The sequence below is a fragment of the Pantoea sp. nfd-35 genome (assembly GCF_056892255.1).
On record NZ_CP122403.1, the window covers coordinates 2,473,183 to 2,490,053 of the forward strand.

Here is a 16,871-nt window from a genome sequence, read left to right on the forward strand (position 1 = left end):
TGGGCCGCAGGGCTGCCAGGCTGAACAGGGTTAAAACAGTAAGCGACGCCATTAAGGAGGCAAAATGTCCAGATTTACAGGTAAAATCGTTGTAGTGACAGGAGCCGGATCAGGAATTGGTGAAGCAAGCGCCAAACGCTTCGCACAAGAAGGCGCATCTGTCGTGTTGGTTGGCCGTACTCAGGATAAGCTGCAAAAAGTCCTGGCACAGTTGCCCGGCGATGGCCATATGGCAGCGGCCTGCGACGTGGCTGAGGCCGATCAGGTAAAAGCGCTGGCCGCCCGCGTTGAAGAAAAATATGGCCGCATGGACGTGCTGGTTAACAATGCCGGGATTATCGTTCAGGGACGCATCCACGAGATCGAACCCGCTGACTGGAAGAAGCTGATGAGCGTCGATCTCGACGGCGTATTCCACTGTGTGCACTTCTTTATGCCTGCCCTGCTGAAATCGAAAGGCAACGTAGTGAATATTTCGTCGGTATCAGGATTAGGTGGCGACTGGGGCATGAGCGTCTATAACGCGGCCAAAGGCGCCGTTACCAACTTCACCCGGTCACTGGCCATGGATTATGGCGCGGACGGCGTGAGAGTGAATGCGATTTGCCCGGGCTTTACCTTCACCGAGCTGACGGAAGCGGTGAAAAACGATCAGGCCCTGCTTGAGCGTTTCTATGACCGCATTCCGCTTAAACGCGCAGGTGAGCCTGAAGATATTGCTGATGCCATTGCCTTTATCGCCAGCGATGACGCTCGTTATATTACCGGCGCAAATCTGCCGGTTGATGGCGGCCTGACCGCTTCGAACGGACAGCCTAAACAGGCGTAATCATCACAGCGCTGTAGTTTTCGGCGTTAAGCTGTAGTTTTCGGCGTTAATATTAACAGGCGTGAGCGTCACGCCTGTTAACCAGGTAATAATGTGCACCCTTCTTCGCGGTTATTATTATTTCACCTTCACACATTATTTCTTTATATCGCGCTCACGCCTCATGCGCAGTAAACCGATATCTCCGCCGCGCGTAACGTCGGCGCTGACGTCCGTAATATTCAGGAAGACTTAGGTGTATGTCGCGTCGGCATGGCCCGATTGCGCGATGCCAGACTCCGCCCGGCAGTGGGACAGACGAAAGGGCTAAGGCAGGCGGTGCAGAGAATCGCATCCGGATGATGGATTTTCGCGACCGTTAAGGCCTGTTGCCGGGTGTAGAGTGAACCGATAAATTCACGTCCACGGCTGTTATCCAGCTGGCTACAACCTTCTTTATGAATTATCCATCCGCCTCGGGTAAAAGGACATACGTAATAGTAGCTTGATTTAAGCATAGGACTGCCCCTGCTGGTCGCTGTGTCAATCAGGACGATAAAAAGAGTGATGTAAGGTTTTATTTAATAATGTAGCGTTGTTAACCCTAGCTGAGAATTATCCCTAAAACCACAGGGATAATGACAAAACAGCGGTTTTGAGATTTATTCGCAACGGGGTCACTGACTTACGTTAGTATCTTATCAGACTCTGGCTGCTGAAAAAGGCGCCAGGTGCAAGATCAGATTTGATACTTTAATCATTGTGTTTACCTCTCTCCTTCGACGTTTTGGTTAAAAACACATGCCAAATCAGGCTACTGCTGTTTTCTTTTCAAGAGTAGCAGTCAGGGAACGAGGATAATTTGATTACCCCAGGTAACCTGAGAATAATACTCATCGGTGTCATTTATTAACGGACCATAACCTGCAAAAAAGATACGTCTATTCAATACCTAACCACTGAAGTGCTGATATAATAGAAACAATGCGTAACACGCTGGTAATGAACAGAATAATAAAAAACCTGTTTGCCCCCGCCATGGTCTGTTATCCACCCCATGGATCGATCGTGTTAAACCTTCTGTGACAACGGAACATCACAGGTAAGCGCCCCCTGTGCCGTGCTGGAGAAATGCACGGCAAGGACACATTTTGCGATGGTATTACAGCAGGATTAGGCTCCGCCTGATAAGCGATCTGGCAATGTGTGCGGTAAAAAAACAAAAATCTGGAAGACTTTATGTTGTCTACAATTATCTATCGCAGTCACATCGCTGACCATGTTCCGCTTAAGATGCTGGAGGGATTAGTCACCAAGGCTAACGAAATTAATGAATCATCCAGCGTCACCGGTATTTTATTGTTTAATGGCACCCACTTTTTTCAGCTCCTTGAAGGTCCTGAACGTGATGTGCTGGCGGTTTACGAACGTATTTGCCGCGATACCAGCCATCATAATATTGTGGAATTAATGCGCGATTATGCCCCTGCGCGACGTTTCGGCAACGTGGGCATGGAGCTGTTTGACCTGCGGCAATACGATAAAACCACGGTGCTTAATGCGGTGCTGGAAAAAGGCACCACCAAATACCAGCTGACCTATGAAGATCGGGCGCTTAAATTCTTGCGTACCTTTGTTGAAGCGCGCGAGAAAGAAAATTATTTTGAAATTCCCTCAGCAGACAGCTGGGATTTTATTCAGGATGAGGCCGAAACCCGCGAAGGTGATGTTGCCATGCTGAATCAGGAAGGCGTAAATTTTGCTTTTCAGGCCATTATTGATCCCTTTGCACGCAAAATTGTTTCCCTTGAAGCGCTGCTTCGCGGCAATCAGGGTGAAACGCAACAGCACTATTTTTCCCGCCTTGATCCGAATGATATCTACCGCAACGATTTGCACTCTAAACGCACGGCCTTTGCACAGGCAAAGGCGCTCGGCCTGGATGATATGGTGCTGTCGATCAATCTGCTGCCGATGTCGCTGGTGCTTGTTCCCGACGCGGTCGATTTTCTGCTGACGGAAATTCATGCCCACCAGCTGGTGCCGGAGCAAATTGTCGTTGAGTTTACCGAGAATGAGATCATCTCTCGTCCTGACGAATTTGCCGCCGCGCTGAAACAGCTCAAAGCCGCCGGTATCAGCGTCGCGCTCGATGATTTTGGCGCGGGTTATGCCGGGTTATCACTGCTTACCCAGATCCAGCCCGATAAAATTAAAATCGACCGCAGTATTATTAGTAACGTGCACAAGAGTGGCCCGAAGCAGGCTATCGTCCACGCGATTTTAAAATGTTGTTCATCGCTGGAAATTACCGTGATTGCAGAAGGGATTGAACAGCCCGAAGAGTGGATGTGGCTGGAAGCCGCCGGCATTTCACAGTTTCAGGGATTCCTGTTTTCCTGGCCGAAATTAAATGGCGTATCTTCCGTTTCCTGGCCCGAGCTTAAATAAACCCTGGCTCCCGCAACACAATAAATTTTCATTCTCTCTTGCCGGACATAAAACGTGCTGCTAAATATTAGTAGCACGTTTCAGATTGTGTCATTGCGCTGCAATATTAGACGTGCACGCTGTTTTTTAAATTATCGATGATGTTAAGCAGTCAGATGTTCAGTGTTAAAGACCGACGCAACGCGCCCTGTTAAGGCGTGCCCCACAGGTATAGCATTTGAGGGACTGAATGAAGCAAATCATCCGCGGTGATAAAGAACCCGTCCATATCGTTGCCGCCTCGCGCGCGCTGGAAGCCCATATGTCTCGTTATGGTGAGGGAAATAAATACCATCCGGTTATCTATTCAATTGCCTATCGCAGCAAATACTACCAGGTTGAAGTCATTACCCGGCGTGAAACCATCGTGGCAACCGTCATCACGGGCGTGCGCAAGTTAACGCATCTGCCTGGCGTGGCCTGATTCGTTTTACGCTGTTCTAAAAGGGGACAGATTCAGTCCCCTTTCCCCTGTCGCATGAACAACGGATTGGCGGGATAAATGGCGCCAATCACGCTTTTTTCGCGTGCGCCTGTGACCGCAGGCAAATTTCCGGGCAGGCCGGACAGGGTGCGAAACGCCAGCCAGGCAAACGCCAGCGCTTCCATATCATCCCCGTTGATACCGATCGTATCGGTTGTCGTCACTTCGGTACCCGCAAGATGCGCCGCCAGTCGCGCCATCAGTAACGGATTGCGGCTTCCCCCACCACAGGCCAGTAAACGATCGCATCCGTCATTGAGTTGCACCTGTTGCGCGATGCTGACGGCGGTAAATTCATTAAGCGTAGCCTGAACGTCCTGCGCGGCGATGCCGGGAAAATGACGCAGATGTTGTTCAAGCCAGCCCAGGTTAAACAGCTCCCGTCCGGTGCTTTTAGGCGGCGGCAACGCGAGCCAGGGCTCGCGCAGCAACGTATCAAGCAGGGCATGACTGACTTTGCCACCCAGCGCCCACTGGGCATCTTTATCGTAAGCTTTGCCCTGATTGCGCCATATCCAGGCATCAAGCAGCATATTGCCAGGCCCGGTATCAAACCCGCGAACAGGCTGCCCCGGAATAAGTAAAGAGAGATTCGCAATCCCGCCGATGTTCAGCACCATGCGACGTTCGGTGGCATCCATCATCAAGGCCTGATGGAAGGCCGGCACCAGCGGTGCGCCCTGCCCGCCCAGCGCCATATCACGCCGCCTGAAATCCCCCACGACCGTAATGCCGGTCGCGGCAACTATCTGATTGTGATCGCCAATTTGCAGCGTATTCGGCGCTGCGCTCTGCGGCTCATGCCATACGGTTTGCCCGTGACAGCCGATCGCCGTGATATCGCCAACTTCAAGGGATTCACGGCGCATCAGGGTCAATACCGCCTCAGCAAACAGCTGCCCCAGCCGCGTATCAAGCTGCCCTAACTGCGACAGCGTCAGGGCCTGTCCCTGGCAAATGGCCAGAATAGCCTGACGCAAATCCGGTGGCATGGGATGACAGTAGCTGGCCTGCTGAGCCACCATATTTTCGTCAATGGCCGCCAGAACCACATCCACACCATCAAGACTGGTGCCCGACATCACGCCGATGTAGCGTCCTGATTTCATAGCCGTTCCTTTTCATTAAGGTGAAAATGGTGTTACGCGCGTTAAGCCTGACAAAAAATTGCGGTTAAATCCATGATTAATTTGTTTTTAATCAATAAATTGCCTGTGAGTTAACGCCTTAGAAATTTTTTTCTCATCGATTGAATCATTGTTAAAATTTAACGGTCTATGCTGGCGTCAGCCATGTTTTATACCGGCAAAGGTCAATTCTCCAGTTTTCTGTCTTATACTGTTTACAGGATTTCGCGAGAGATAGGCGCATTCTTGAATAAAGGAGTTTTCAAATGATTAAGCGTGTAATTGTGGTCGCTTTGACTGGAGTGATGCTTGCAGGTTGTAGCAATACCGATACGTTGTCGGGCGATACCTACAGCGCCAGTGAAGCCAAACAGGTCCAGAGCGTTTCATACGGTACCTTAGTGTCCGTACGTCCGGTTAAAATTCAGGGCGGCGATGACAGCAATATCATTGGCGCTATCGGTGGTGCCGTACTGGGTGGATTCCTGGGCAACACGATTGGCGGCGGTGCGGGACGCAGCCTGGCAACAGCCGGCGGTGCCGTACTGGGTGGCGTTGCGGGCCAGGGCGTACAAGGTGCGATGAACAAAACAGACGGTGTTGAACTGGAAATCCGCAAGGATGACGGCAACACCATTATGGTGGTGCAGAAACAGGCCGCCAGCCGTTACTCTGTAGGACAGCGCGTAGCGATGGCGACCGATGGCAGCCAGGTCACCGTTTCTCCACGCTAATACAGTCACCCACCGACGCCGGTGACGGGCACTGTGCGTCGGTATTACTTTTCTTTGTTCTGTAGTTCGAGAATATTCTTCTCAAGGCGCGCAATCAGCGACACCATCTGATTGATCTCATCGCGGCTGATACCGGTGAGAATATCGTCACGGGTAATGTCAATCACGTGTTCGACCTGCTGAATAACCGGCTCGGCCTGTTGTGTCAGCTTAATGCGTTTGGCACGGCGGTCATGTGCGCAGGTGGTTCGGGTAATCAGCCCTTTTTCTTCAAGCTGATCTAAGGTTCTGACCAGCGAAGGTTGTTCGATACCGATGGCTTTGGCTAACTGAATTTGTGACTGCTCAGGCGGTAACTGATGGATATTGTGCAGCGTAACCCAATGCGTTTGGGTTAAATCGAGTGGCTTCAGGCGTTGATCGATCAGAGCCCGCCAGATGCGCACCAGTCTGGACAGGTCCGTTCCGAGTGGGGTATCCATGTTATCTCCTTATAATTAGTCGGCTAGCTATCAGGCTGCATTGTATAGTATTTTGCAAGCCGGAAGTTAAATTACTAATCACTAAGTAGACAGTTTCGGCTGAAAATATTTCACTAACCTGTTCCAGAGTGCATCCCCATAATGGATATCATCAGCAACGGATTTCTCAGTGTTCACCCGCTTACGGAACTGATTTTCGGTGCGTCACTTTACTTTCCTCCCCTGTTTAAAGCGGTGCTGGCCGGTTTTTTTCTCTGGCTGCTGATTCACCCACTGCTGCGCGGCTGGCTCGCCTCTGGCGACGTCTGGCATCCCACACTGTTTGATCTTTCCTTATTTGTGCTGTGCGTGACGGCCTCACTCTGGCTGATGGATCACGGATGAAAACGATGAAATTTTCCGGATTAAAGTACTTTTCAACGCTGATTGTTTTTACCCTTGCGCTGCTCAGTGCCTGGTGGGCCTGGAATTACTACATGCAGTCGCCCTGGACACGAGATGGAAAAGTGCGTGCCGAGTTAGTGGATATCACGCCGCAGATTTCAGGACGCATTGTGGCATTGAAGGTGACAGATAATCAGTTTGTTCACAAAGGCGAAACGTTATTGACGCTGGACCCCGTCCCCTGGCAAATCGATCTGAATAAAGCCGATGCGCAGCTTAGCCAGGCAAAAGCCGATCTCGCTAAAGCGCAAAACGAGTTCAGCAGGCGAAGCCGGCTGCCGCGCAATACCATTTCAGGTGAAGATCTGGATGTTGCCCGTCTGAACGCCGATGCCGCACTGGCCAGCGTGAAGGCGGCACAGGCACAGCGTGATCAGGCGCAATGGAACCTGCAGCAAACCACCCTCACCGCCCCCACGGACGGTTGGGTGAGTAATTTAACCCTGCGCCCTAGCAACTACGCCAGCGCCGGTACGCCGCTTTTTGCCCTGGTCGACAGCCACTCTTACTACGTCGTCGGCTACTTTGAAGAAACCAAGCTGCGCCACATTCATCCTGGCGCCGCTGCCAACGTGGTGCTTTACAGCAGCGGCGCGCAGTTGACCGGTCAGGTAGAAAGCATCGGGCGGGCTATCTACGATCAAAGCCTGGAGGCGGATAACGGTTTACTGCCGGATATTAAACCGAACGTGCCCTGGGTTCGTCTGGCGCAACGTGTCCCTGTCCGTATCCGCCTCACATCGCTTCCCGATCGCGCGCTGTTGATCGCCGGTACAACCTGCACGATTACGATAGCACCATGAATCTCAACGGGCTGGCCTGGGGAAACCTTCCCTGGGTAAAGGCGGATCGCAGTCAATGGCGCTATGCGTTACGCAATGCAGGCGCGATGTGCCTTGCGCTGAGCATTGCCTATGGTTTGAACCTGGACGAGCCTTACTGGGCCATGACCTCAGCAGCAGTGGTAAGTTTTCCTACCCTTGGCGGCGTGATCAGTAAAAGCCTGGGCCGCATCGTGGGCAGCCTGTTGGGGGCGGCCGCTGCGCTGTTGATTGCCGGCCATACGTTAAACGAGCCCTGGCTGTTCACCTTGTATATTGCCGGCTGGCTGGCGCTGTGCACCTGGGTGGCAAACCACTATCAAAACAATGTGGCCTATGGTTTTTCGCTGGCGGGTTATACCGCAGCCATTATTGCCTTCAGCTGTGTCAACCTGACGGACATCACCAGCCTGTGGGAGATTGCTCAGGCGCGGGTATGTGAAGTGATTTCCGGGCTGCTGTGCGCGGGCTTTATGATGATGCTCTTACCCAGCACCTCTGACGGCGATGCACTCATCCACGCGCTAAAACAGATGCACGCCCGCCTGCTGGAACATGCCACGCGCCTGCTGCAGGACACCCGTAATGACGAGATACGCAGCGCCCATGAAACGGTGATTGGTCAGATCCTGACCATGAACTTATTACGCATCCAGGCCTTCTGGAGCCATTATCGCTTTCGCCGCCAGAATAACGTGCTGAATTACATCCTGCATCAGCAGCTGAGACTGACCAGCGTGCTGTCCAGTCTTCGTCGTATGCTGCTGAACTGGCCCGATGCACCTGAGGCGCTGTTTGAGGTGCTGAAGGCTATCATGCAGGAACTGGCCAAACCCGACTGCAATAAGTATCGGCTCGCGGCGTTGTTGCGCACGATTACGCCTGCCAGCGAAGGGGATTATCGACAGCGGGCGTTCTGTCAGCGGCTGCGCTACTTCTGCTGGATGTACCTCAACGTATTGCGCTGGATACGACTGCTGGAGCACGCCGAGGCGGATACCCGCTTTCAACCACCGGCCGTATCTGCGCTGGCCAGTGAGAGCGATAGCGCAGAGGCAGGCTGGAGTGCACTGCGCACTTTTACTGTCGTGGTCGCGGGTTGCGCATTCTGGATTACGACGCAGTGGTCTTCGGGCGCATCGGCGCTCACCTTCACGGCGATCGCCTGCGTGCTTTACGCCTCGGCTCCCTCACCCACAGGCAGCATTACGTTATTACTGAAAACGCTGTTGTGGCTGTTTGCATTTAGCTTTGTGTTTAAATTCGGGCTGATGGTGCAGTTTAATCAACTATGGCAACTGCTGGCGGTGTTATTTCCCTTGTTGCTGACCCTGCAACTGTTCCGGGTGCAGCAGAAACAGCGGGCCGCCATGTGGGGACAGTTTATTGTTTTTCTGGGATCGTTTCTGGCCGTGACCAATCCACCAGACTGGGACTACCAAACGTTCTTTGACGGCAATATCGCCAAAATTTGCGGCGTACTGCTCGCCTGGCTGGCGTTTCAGCTGCTGCGCCCCAGTTCGGATAGCCGCCGCAGCCGGCGCCATATTCAGTCTCTGCGCATGGCTTTTCTCGATCAGCTTCGCCCCCGGCCCCATTTGAGTCAACACCGCTTCGAGTCGCTGATCTATCATAAGATCGGCCAGCTCAGCAGCAGTCGGGATGAAAAAGCGCGCGTCTGGCTACTGCGCTGGGGCGTGGTTTTGCTCAACTGCTCACACCTCGTCTGGCAGCTGCGCGACTGGCCCACCGAATCCGCCGTTCTGAATCAGTACCGCGTGCGCGCGATGCAGGATCTGCAACATGTGATGAGCCTTCGCGGTGTTCAGCACCGGCAACTTGATGCGGCACTGGATGCGCTACAGACGATGACAGATGAAACGATCAGGGAAAATACCCGGGAAGCCGGAACGCTTGCCGGATTGTTGTGGCGCTTACGTTGTTCGCTGGAACAGCTGAAACAGGCCATTCCCGACTGACTACTGACAGTACTGCTGATGCTGGCGGTTAAAATCATCCTGCAGTTGCTGTACCGTTTTTTGTCCTTCGAATCGCGTCTTATCCGCCTCAGAAACCGGCTCAATAACCAGCGCTTTTTCATCCGGGGAGAAAATAAAGCGCCGGGAAATGAAGGTGCCAGTGAAGCTTTTCCCCGTGATGCCGCCGCAAATCATCACCGTATTGTGGTGATAGATCGTGGTATCTGTGAAATTGGTTTCCGTGGCGCTACGCAGAACATTTTGGCAATGCGATGCTTCAAGTTTTTGCACCACGTCCCGACTCAGCCGCTCACGGCCCTTCGCGATATGTTCACACCGAATCCGTGCAGGATTGGTATCAATGGTACGCTGAAGCTCTCGCCCGGTTTCGGTTACCAACTGCGTATCATTGGGTTTATCACAGCCTGCCAGCAGCAGGCACAGTAACCATGCGCCCTTCCATTTCATTTACCCTGCTCCTCAGGTTGTCAGGCTTTATGACGGGAATCAGTATCATAGGGGGGAATGAAGGCATGATGCTACAACAAATCTTCAACGTACGAAAAGCCATGCTGGCGGCAACCGATGCCGCCAGACTGTCTGATCAGATTACGCCGCAGGCAAAGCGGGCCCCGCCGCCGCCTAGCGGTTTCGGGTGATCCGCGTGATTATCGCCGCCCACGTGAACCATCAGTGCCTTGCCTTTTATCTCACTCAGGTTTTTGATCCGGGGTGCCAGCACGGGATAGCTGGCCTTGCCCTGGTCATCCACGTAGAGCGCTGGCAGGTCCCCTAAGTGACCTTCACCGTAGGGTCCGAGATGTTTACCGGTATTATCCGGGTCCAGATGACCACCCGCCGCGCCCGCGGCCACCGTTTTCCCCTCTGATTCACCTGGTTCACAGCTGCCTTTCGCATGGACATGGAAGCCGTGGATGCCCGGTTTTAGCCCCGCCAGCATGGGCGTAAACTGCAAACCATATTGCGTTTCTTCGATCTTCACCGTGCCAACAGATTTGCCGATACCCTGCGGCGACACCTCATGAATCGTCACCTCTTCACTGGCGGCCTGGGCTGCGCCGCAGGTTAACAGCGTCAACAACGCGATAGTTTTCACTTTCATTGTGGCTCCTTAGTGCTCTGGGTTCAGCTTAAGCCTGGCCTCAGTGCGCAAAGATTGCCGCAAATTGACGAATGTTTACGCTCAGGGTACGTCGTAGCCCAGCGCTGCTTTACGAATACAGAACCACTGTTGGCGACTGAGCGACAGATCCACGGCCCCCGCCGCCTCGGTGACGCGCTGGATTTTGCCGGAGCCGATGATAGGTAACGGCTTGCTCGGCAGGCGCATCACCCATGCGTAGACGACCTGTTCCAGACTGGATGCGCCTGTCTCCTCTCGGACCCGCGCCAGCTCGTCGCGCAACGGCTGGAAATGGGGATCGCTGAACAGACGTCCGCCCCCGAGACAGGACCATGCCATAGGGCGCAGGCGCTGCTGCTGGCAGTGATCCAGCGAACCATCCAGCAGCACGTTTTGCTGAACGGGAGAGATTTCAAGTTGATTAGTGACCAGGCTAAAAGGCAGACGCGACTGCAACAGGGCAAACTGCGCAGGTGTAAAATTGGACACGCCGAAATGAAGCACTTTACCGGCCTGATGCAGTTGAAGAAACGCATCGGCAACGTCATCGGCGTCCATAAGGGGATCGGGCCGATGAATCAACAGGAGGTCGAGATAATCGGTGTGAAAAGCCTGCAGCGAACGCTCTGCGCTGGCAAGAATGTGTGCGGTATCGGTGATGTAATGGCCAATCTGATGTTCGGGTTTGGCGCGCGTCGCAATGCCGCATTTCGTGACAATCTGAAGCCGCTGGCGCAGCGAGGGTGCCTGTTTTAATGCTTCACCAAACGCCGCCTCGCAACGGTAATCACCATAAATATCGGCATGATCGACCGTGGAAAGCCCCAGTGAAAGATGGTGTTCAATAAAGGCGACCCGTTGCTGTGGCGTCATGTCCCACTCCATCAGGCGCCAGTAGCCCATAATCAGCGGTGAAAAGTGAGGGCCCTGTGGCGCAATAGCTTGCGGTTGTAACATCGTGTTCTCCCTGTGACACAAAAGCGGCTGGTTGTCTGTCAGGGAGTATAACGGAAATCGTGCGGGGGTCAGAACAAGGTCGGTTGCTGGGGTTCCTGAGGCTCATCCTTATGCTGCTGACGCAGCATACGCAGGCGGCGCTGATGGCAAAGGCGCAGCACGTCACGTTTCTGGCTGTCGGTATAGCGCATCCAGTTAAAACGCTCGTCGCGGCTGCGCAGGCAACCGAGACAATAGCCACGTGAATCTGTCTGACAAATACTCCGGCATGGACTGGGAACCGGAAAAAACTCAAGCTGCTCTGCCACAACTGCCCCCGCTAAAACGTGCATCCCTCTATTGAAGACAGACTGGTGCGATTGTGCAAGAAATAATCACAACACGAACAATTTATTCACTTTCAATACGTGATGATTTAACACTCTGTGCCTGTCCCGCGATTAAAATTTGCATTAGACCGATTGGTCTACCAGGATAAACCCCATGAACAAGATGCCACAACGTCATGAAACACGTGAACACCTGCTGATAACGGGCGAGAAGCTTTGCCTGCAGCGCGGATTTACCGCCATGGGGCTGAGTCAGCTGCTGACACAGGCGGCCATTCCGAAAGGGTCGTTTTATTACTATTTCCCGTCAAAAGAAGCGTTTGGCGTTGCCCTGCTTGAGCGCTACTTTGTCCGCTACCTGCATGAGGTAGAGCAACAGTTGTCTCAGCCAGCGGGCACGGTGAGAGAACGATTGTTAGACCATTTCAGACATGCGCTTGCGGTGTTTGAACAACAGGGGCACATCGTCGGTTGTCTGAGTGTGAAACTGTCGGCTGAAGTTTGTGACCTGTCTGAACCCATGCGCGGTGCCCTGCAGCACGGTGCCAGTCATGTTATCGCGGCTTATAGCCGCGCCTTAACGACGGCACAGCAGGAAGAAGGACTGATATTGCCGCATCCGCCTGAACAGCTGGCAGAGCTACTCTATGTCTTGTGGCTCGGTGCCAGTTTGCAAAGCAAGCTTTCCCGTAAGGCACAGCCCCTGCGGCTGGCGTTTATTACCATCGAACAGTGGCTGAAAGCGCCACTGGTTTAAAAAAACCACAATTTGTAGACGACCGGTCTACTTAAAAGGAGTTATTATGGCGAGTACTCAGCTGTTTCGTCCGCTAAAAGTTGGCGCAATTACCGTGCCTAATCGTGTCTTTATGGCCCCGCTGACACGCTTGCGTAGCATTGAGCCAGGCGATATCCCGACGCCGTTGATGGCCGAATACTATCGTCAGCGCGCCGGGGCGGGCCTGATTATTACCGAAGCTACCCAGATTTCTTTCCAGGCCAAAGGTTATGCGGGTGCGCCGGGTTTACACACCCAGCCGCAAATCGCCGCGTGGAAAAATATCAACGAAGGTATTCACCAGGCAGGCGGACACAGTGCCGTACAGCTGTGGCACACCGGCCGTATTTCACACAACAGCGTCCAGCCGGAAGGTAAAGCGCCGGTTGCGCCTTCGGCGATTCCCGCAGGCACACGTACCTCCCTGCGTGCCGAAGACGGCAGCGTGTATCGCGAAGATACCTCAGTGCCGCGCGAACTGAGCATCAGTGAAATTCAGCAAATCGTTGCCGATTTTGGTCAGGCCGCTGCCAATGCGCGGGAAGCAGACTTCGACATGCTGGAACTGCACTCCGCTCACGGCTATCTGATGCACCAGTTCCTGTCACCGTCCTCGAATCAGCGTACCGATGAGTACGGCGGCAGCGTTGAGAAACGCGGACGTTTTGCGCTTGAAGTGGTCGATGCCGCGATTGCCAACTGGTCAGCGGATCGTGTTGGTATCCGTGTCTCTCCTGTCGGCAGCTTCCAGAACCTGGATAATGGCCCGAACGAAGAAGAAGATGCACTGTGGTACATCGCTGAACTGGCGAAACGCAAGATTGCCTATCTGCATATGTCAGAACCTGACTGGGCAGGCGGTACACCTTACAGCGACGCCTTCCGTCAGAAAGTCCGTGATACCTTCCCGGGCGTAATTATTGGCGCTGGCGCTTACACCGTTGAGAAAGCGGATGATCTTATCAGCCGCGGCTTGATCGATGCCGTTGCCTTTGGTCGGGATTACATCGCTAACCCGGATCTGGCCCAGCGTTTACAACAAGATGCACCACTGAATCCACAGCGTCCCGAATCCTTCTACGGTGGCGGCGCTGAAGGCTATACTGACTATCCTGCACTGTAAAACGCAGGCAGCCGTGAGTCTTTCACGGCTGCGGTTATTCTTTGGCGATTATCGTCGCTATACTGAGTGTTTGTGTCATCCGGGGATGACGTTTTTCAAAAGAGGAAGCTATGCGTTTACTTCATACCATGCTGCGCGTTGGCGATTTGCAACGCTCCATTGATTTTTACACTCGCGTGCTGGGCATGCGCCTGCTGCGCCAAAGCGAAAACGCTGAATATAAATATACCCTGGCGTTTGTGGGCTACACCGAAGAGAGCGAAGGTGCCGTTATTGAGCTGACCTACAATTGGGGCGTTGACAGCTACGATCTCGGTAACGCTTATGGTCACATCGCGTTGGGCGTTGATGATGTTGCCGCAACCTGCGAGCGCATCCGTAACGACGGCGGTAACGTGACGCGTGAAGCCGGCCCGGTCAAAGGTGGCACCACGATCATTGCCTTTGTTGAAGATCCAGACGGTTATAAAATCGAACTGATCGAAAATAAACATGCCGGACACGGCCTCGGCAGCTAAGCCGTCAACATCAGCCCGCGCAACGCGGGCTGATTCTTGCTTCCCTTACCTGTACCTGCTGCAGACGGGGCGCTTTTTTGGCATACTACGCGCTGCCCTTTTTCTGCAATGAGATCCTGATGTCTGAATCGTCTTCCCCCAACGCACTCAATCAACGCTTTCGTGGTTTCTATCCCGTGGTTATCGATGTGGAAACGGCGGGCTTCAATGCGCAAACCGATGCGCTGCTGGAAGTCGCGGCCATTACGCTGAAAATGGATGACGAGGGTTGGCTTCATCACGACCAGACACTGCATTTTCATGTTGAACCTTTTGTCGGCGCTCTGCTGCATCCGGAAGCCCTTGCCTTTACCGGCATCGATCCCAGCAATCCGTTACGGGGCGCGGTGAGCGAATACGAAGCCTTGCATGCCATTTTTAAACTGGTGCGCAAAGGCATTAAAGATACCGGGTGCAATCGCGCGATCATGGTGGCGCATAATGCCACCTTCGATCTTAATTTTATGAATGCCGCCGCCGAACGCGCCAGCCTGAAACGGAATCCGTTTCATCCTTTTGCCACTTTCGACACGGCCGCTCTGAGCGGGTTAGTGCTGGGTCAGACGGTACTGGCCAAAGCCTGCAAAGCGGCCGGGATGGAATTTGACAGCAGTCAGGCGCACTCTGCGCTGTATGACACGCAGCAAACGGCCACGCTGTTCTGCGAACTGGTCAATCGCTGGAAACGTCTGGGAGGCTGGCCGCTGGCTCTAGCGGAAGAAGCAACAGAAGATCAGGGCGCGGCGGAGTAAACGCCCGTTAAACGAAGAAAAGGCCGACGATGTCGGCCTTTTTTATTATTCCGCTTCTTTAAACTTCTCAGCGGTTTCTTTGACCAGCGGTTGTAATTCGCCACGCTGGAACATCTCAACAATAATGTCGCAGCCGCCAACCAGTTCGCCATCGACCCACAGCTGAGGGAAGGTTGGCCAGTTAGCATACTTTGGCAGCTCTGCGCGAATATCCGGGTTCTGCAGAATATCCACGTAAGCGAAGCGCTCACCACAGGCAGACAGCGCCTGAACCGCCTGGGCAGAGAAACCGCAGCTTGGCAGTTTCGGCGAACCTTTCATGTACAGCAGGATCGGGTTTTCTGCGATCTGGCGCTGAATTTTTTCTACAGTACTCATTATTGCCTTCCTTAATTCGTCACTTCGTGTTTCTTTATTGTAGCGACTTCCCTTCAGGACTGAAAATGAGATTTTCTTCCCGTTAGGGCAAACCGCCATGTTTGTTAAGTCCGCTTGCGCGCTATCCACCCGCTCATCGGGACCCAAAAGGTGAATGCATTAATAATTTGCAATAATTTTGCTGAGTTAACCTGCTGAAATTGCTTATTTATGCCTGCTTTTTACCCAAGTTATTAATTAATAAAAAAAGGACTTACTGTTTTAAAAAAAACTGGACTAGAATGTCTTCGGCGCTGATCGTTGATCAGATTTTTCTTAACCTTGTCAGATATCTGTTGAACCTGACAGCTTAACCAGTAAACGGACTATGCGTTCAATTATTACGCTTCTTATTCTGGCTTTTGCGCAACTGTTCTTTAACGTCGCCTCTGCATCACCGCAGGCGCCGGTTAAGGCCAGCTTGCATAAGGTAGAGAAAAAAAGTGCGCGCGAAGATGAGCGGCGCAAGCGACGCACGGTTAAAGCGTCGGCGAAAAAAAGCCGTTCCTCCGCAGAGCAGAAATCCAGCAAAACGCTTAAAACCAGTAAAAATCCCTCTCACGCGGTTGCCTCTCACAAAACCCTGACCAAAGCGACTGATTCACACAAGAAGCTCACCAAAAAAGTGGCCGCCAACGCCACCAGCAAGAAACGCTATGGTCATCAACGCGCGGTGAAGGTGGCGAAAGCGGACAGCAAGGATACCGGCACCATCAAAATGAGCAACGCACACCGTCAGCGCTATCAAAAAGCACGTGAAACGGCGATGGCAAAACTGATGGGACAGCTGGGCAAGCGCTACCAGTGGGGCGGAAAATCGCCGCATACCGGTTTCGACTGCAGCGGCCTGGTGTGGTACGCCTACAAAGATGTGGTGAAATTTAAAATTCCGCGTACTGCAAATGAAATGTATCACCTGCGGGATGCCGCGCCGGTGAATCGGGAAGCGCTGGAGAAAGGCGATCTGGTGTTTTTCCGCATCAACGGACGTGGCACGGCCGACCACGTGGGTGTTTACCTGGGTAACGGTAAATTTATTCAGTCACCGCGTACCGGAAAGGACATTCAAATCAGTGCGTTAAGCGAAGATTACTGGCAGCGCCACTATATTGGTGCGCGTCGCGTCATGACGCCAAAAACCGTTCGCTAAACGTCACTCCTCCGTCATACCGACGGAACGCAGCCGGGACAGGGAAACCTTCCCGGCTTTTTTATTAGTTCAGAATGGCGGTAAAGCTGAACGCAATAATCATCAACAGTGCAGCCGCCGTGGTCATCAATGACAGTTTCAGATCGGTACTCATCACAACTCCTTAGGCACAATTTTAGTAGGGGTTAAGCATTTTCCCACACGCGTGGGTAAAAATCTCGTTTTATCCGCGCAGCCTTGTTAGAATCCCCTCTTTGTTGCGCAACAGCGCGCAACATCGGTTGCGTCAGCACCC

Annotated in this window: 21 protein-coding genes; 12 read left to right on the forward strand and 9 right to left on the reverse strand. The window is 53.0% G+C overall.

Features of this window, described 5'->3' with window-relative positions:
- Positions 1 to 64 precede the first annotated feature (64 nt).
- Complete coding sequence (budC, locus tag P9J57_RS11480) at positions 65 to 829, forward strand: meso-2,3-butanediol dehydrogenase (protein ID WP_105083121.1); 765 nt, start codon at positions 65 to 67, stop codon at positions 827 to 829.
- 221 nt (positions 830 to 1,050) lie between these two features.
- Here the strand turns inward: budC and P9J57_RS11485 are convergent, their stop codons facing one another.
- Positions 1,051 to 1,326: a hypothetical protein gene (locus P9J57_RS11485; RefSeq protein ID WP_071785157.1), complete on the reverse strand. Its 276-nt coding sequence runs from the start codon at positions 1,324 to 1,326 to the stop codon at positions 1,051 to 1,053.
- A gap of 721 nt (positions 1,327 to 2,047) precedes the next feature.
- On the opposite strand from P9J57_RS11485, the gene P9J57_RS11490 reads away from it, so the two are divergent.
- Positions 2,048 to 3,259 carry a diguanylate phosphodiesterase gene (locus tag P9J57_RS11490; protein WP_483279220.1) on the forward strand — a complete coding sequence of 404 codons (1,212 nt, stop codon included), beginning with the start codon at positions 2,048 to 2,050 and terminating at the stop codon, positions 3,257 to 3,259.
- A 229-nt stretch (positions 3,260 to 3,488) separates the two neighbouring features.
- Positions 3,489 to 3,722, forward strand: a complete 234-nt coding sequence (locus P9J57_RS11495) for a DUF4060 family protein (protein WP_006119000.1) — start codon at positions 3,489 to 3,491, stop codon at positions 3,720 to 3,722.
- Positions 3,723 to 3,754: 32 nt separating this feature from the next.
- On the opposite strand, the gene anmK is transcribed toward P9J57_RS11495, so the two are convergent.
- Entirely contained in the window at positions 3,755 to 4,891 is a 1,137-nt protein-coding gene (anmK, locus tag P9J57_RS11500; RefSeq protein WP_072136701.1) for an anhydro-N-acetylmuramic acid kinase, read from the reverse strand.
- A gap of 284 nt (positions 4,892 to 5,175) precedes the next feature.
- Here anmK and slyB point away from each other — a divergent pair, with 284 nt between their 5' ends.
- Positions 5,176 to 5,643 (forward strand): outer membrane lipoprotein SlyB, encoded by a 468-nt coding sequence (gene slyB / locus P9J57_RS11505; RefSeq protein ID WP_013025623.1) that lies wholly within the window; start codon positions 5,176 to 5,178, stop codon positions 5,641 to 5,643.
- A 44-nt stretch (positions 5,644 to 5,687) separates the two neighbouring features.
- Here the strand turns inward: slyB and slyA are convergent, their stop codons facing one another.
- Positions 5,688 to 6,125 carry a transcriptional regulator SlyA gene (gene slyA, locus P9J57_RS11510; protein ID WP_013025622.1) on the reverse strand — a complete coding sequence of 146 codons (438 nt, stop codon included), beginning with the start codon at positions 6,123 to 6,125 and terminating at the stop codon, positions 5,688 to 5,690.
- 141 nt (positions 6,126 to 6,266) lie between these two features.
- Between slyA and P9J57_RS11515 the strand changes: the two genes are divergently transcribed.
- The 3 genes from P9J57_RS11515 to P9J57_RS11525 are packed head-to-tail and all read left to right on the forward strand — an operon-like array spanning position 6,267 to position 9,369.
- Positions 6,267 to 6,509 (forward strand): DUF1656 domain-containing protein, encoded by a 243-nt coding sequence (locus tag P9J57_RS11515; protein ID WP_013025621.1) that lies wholly within the window; start codon positions 6,267 to 6,269, stop codon positions 6,507 to 6,509.
- A 5-nt stretch (positions 6,510 to 6,514) separates the two neighbouring features.
- The gene (locus P9J57_RS11520; protein WP_483279506.1) at positions 6,515 to 7,372 is read left to right on the forward strand and encodes an HlyD family secretion protein; all 858 of its coding nucleotides are present in this window, start codon (positions 6,515 to 6,517) and stop codon (positions 7,370 to 7,372) included.
- Positions 7,369 to 9,369, forward strand: coding sequence for an FUSC family protein (locus tag P9J57_RS11525; protein WP_483279221.1), 2,001 nt, complete (start codon positions 7,369 to 7,371; stop codon positions 9,367 to 9,369). Before P9J57_RS11520 ends, P9J57_RS11525 begins: the two co-directional genes overlap by 4 nt.
- On the opposite strand, the gene P9J57_RS11530 is transcribed toward P9J57_RS11525, so the two are convergent.
- The 4 genes from P9J57_RS11530 to P9J57_RS11545 all read right to left on the reverse strand — a co-directional run bounded on the left by P9J57_RS11530 (position 9,370) and on the right by P9J57_RS11545 (position 11,778).
- On the reverse strand, positions 9,370 to 9,837 hold the full coding sequence (locus tag P9J57_RS11530) for a hypothetical protein (RefSeq protein WP_014593614.1): 468 nt from the start codon (positions 9,835 to 9,837) through the stop codon (positions 9,370 to 9,372).
- Between the two features lie 136 nt (positions 9,838 to 9,973).
- The gene (gene sodC, locus P9J57_RS11535; protein ID WP_014605947.1) at positions 9,974 to 10,492 is read right to left on the reverse strand and encodes a superoxide dismutase family protein; all 519 of its coding nucleotides are present in this window, start codon (positions 10,490 to 10,492) and stop codon (positions 9,974 to 9,976) included.
- 81 nt (positions 10,493 to 10,573) lie between these two features.
- On the reverse strand, positions 10,574 to 11,470 hold the full coding sequence (locus P9J57_RS11540) for an aldo/keto reductase (protein ID WP_483279222.1): 897 nt from the start codon (positions 11,468 to 11,470) through the stop codon (positions 10,574 to 10,576).
- 68 nt (positions 11,471 to 11,538) lie between these two features.
- The gene (locus P9J57_RS11545; protein WP_071785158.1) at positions 11,539 to 11,778 is read right to left on the reverse strand and encodes a DUF1289 domain-containing protein; all 240 of its coding nucleotides are present in this window, start codon (positions 11,776 to 11,778) and stop codon (positions 11,539 to 11,541) included.
- Positions 11,779 to 11,953: 175 nt separating this feature from the next.
- On the opposite strand from P9J57_RS11545, the gene P9J57_RS11550 reads away from it, so the two are divergent.
- From P9J57_RS11550 to rnt, 4 genes are all read left to right on the forward strand, one after another.
- On the forward strand, positions 11,954 to 12,556 hold the full coding sequence (locus tag P9J57_RS11550) for a TetR/AcrR family transcriptional regulator (protein ID WP_022622467.1): 603 nt from the start codon (positions 11,954 to 11,956) through the stop codon (positions 12,554 to 12,556).
- Between the two features lie 46 nt (positions 12,557 to 12,602).
- On the forward strand, positions 12,603 to 13,700 hold the full coding sequence (nemA, locus tag P9J57_RS11555; protein ID WP_014605951.1) for an alkene reductase: 1,098 nt from the start codon (positions 12,603 to 12,605) through the stop codon (positions 13,698 to 13,700).
- Positions 13,701 to 13,810: 110 nt separating this feature from the next.
- Entirely contained in the window at positions 13,811 to 14,218 is a 408-nt protein-coding gene (gene gloA, locus P9J57_RS11560) for a lactoylglutathione lyase (RefSeq protein ID WP_013025612.1), read from the forward strand.
- 119 nt (positions 14,219 to 14,337) lie between these two features.
- Complete coding sequence (rnt, locus tag P9J57_RS11565) at positions 14,338 to 15,009, forward strand: ribonuclease T (protein WP_029569947.1); 672 nt, start codon at positions 14,338 to 14,340, stop codon at positions 15,007 to 15,009.
- 45 nt (positions 15,010 to 15,054) lie between these two features.
- Here rnt and P9J57_RS11570 read toward each other — a convergent pair whose 3' ends face one another.
- On the reverse strand, positions 15,055 to 15,390 hold the full coding sequence (locus P9J57_RS11570) for a Grx4 family monothiol glutaredoxin (RefSeq protein ID WP_170934913.1): 336 nt from the start codon (positions 15,388 to 15,390) through the stop codon (positions 15,055 to 15,057).
- A 364-nt stretch (positions 15,391 to 15,754) separates the two neighbouring features.
- On the opposite strand from P9J57_RS11570, the gene P9J57_RS11575 reads away from it, so the two are divergent.
- Positions 15,755 to 16,576, forward strand: a complete 822-nt coding sequence (locus tag P9J57_RS11575; RefSeq protein WP_014593610.1) for a C40 family peptidase — start codon at positions 15,755 to 15,757, stop codon at positions 16,574 to 16,576.
- Between the two features lie 64 nt (positions 16,577 to 16,640).
- Here the strand turns inward: P9J57_RS11575 and cydH are convergent, their stop codons facing one another.
- Entirely contained in the window at positions 16,641 to 16,730 is a 90-nt protein-coding gene (gene cydH, locus P9J57_RS11580; protein WP_019105306.1) for a cytochrome bd-I oxidase subunit CydH, read from the reverse strand.
- Between the last annotated feature and the right edge of the window lie 141 nt (positions 16,731 to 16,871).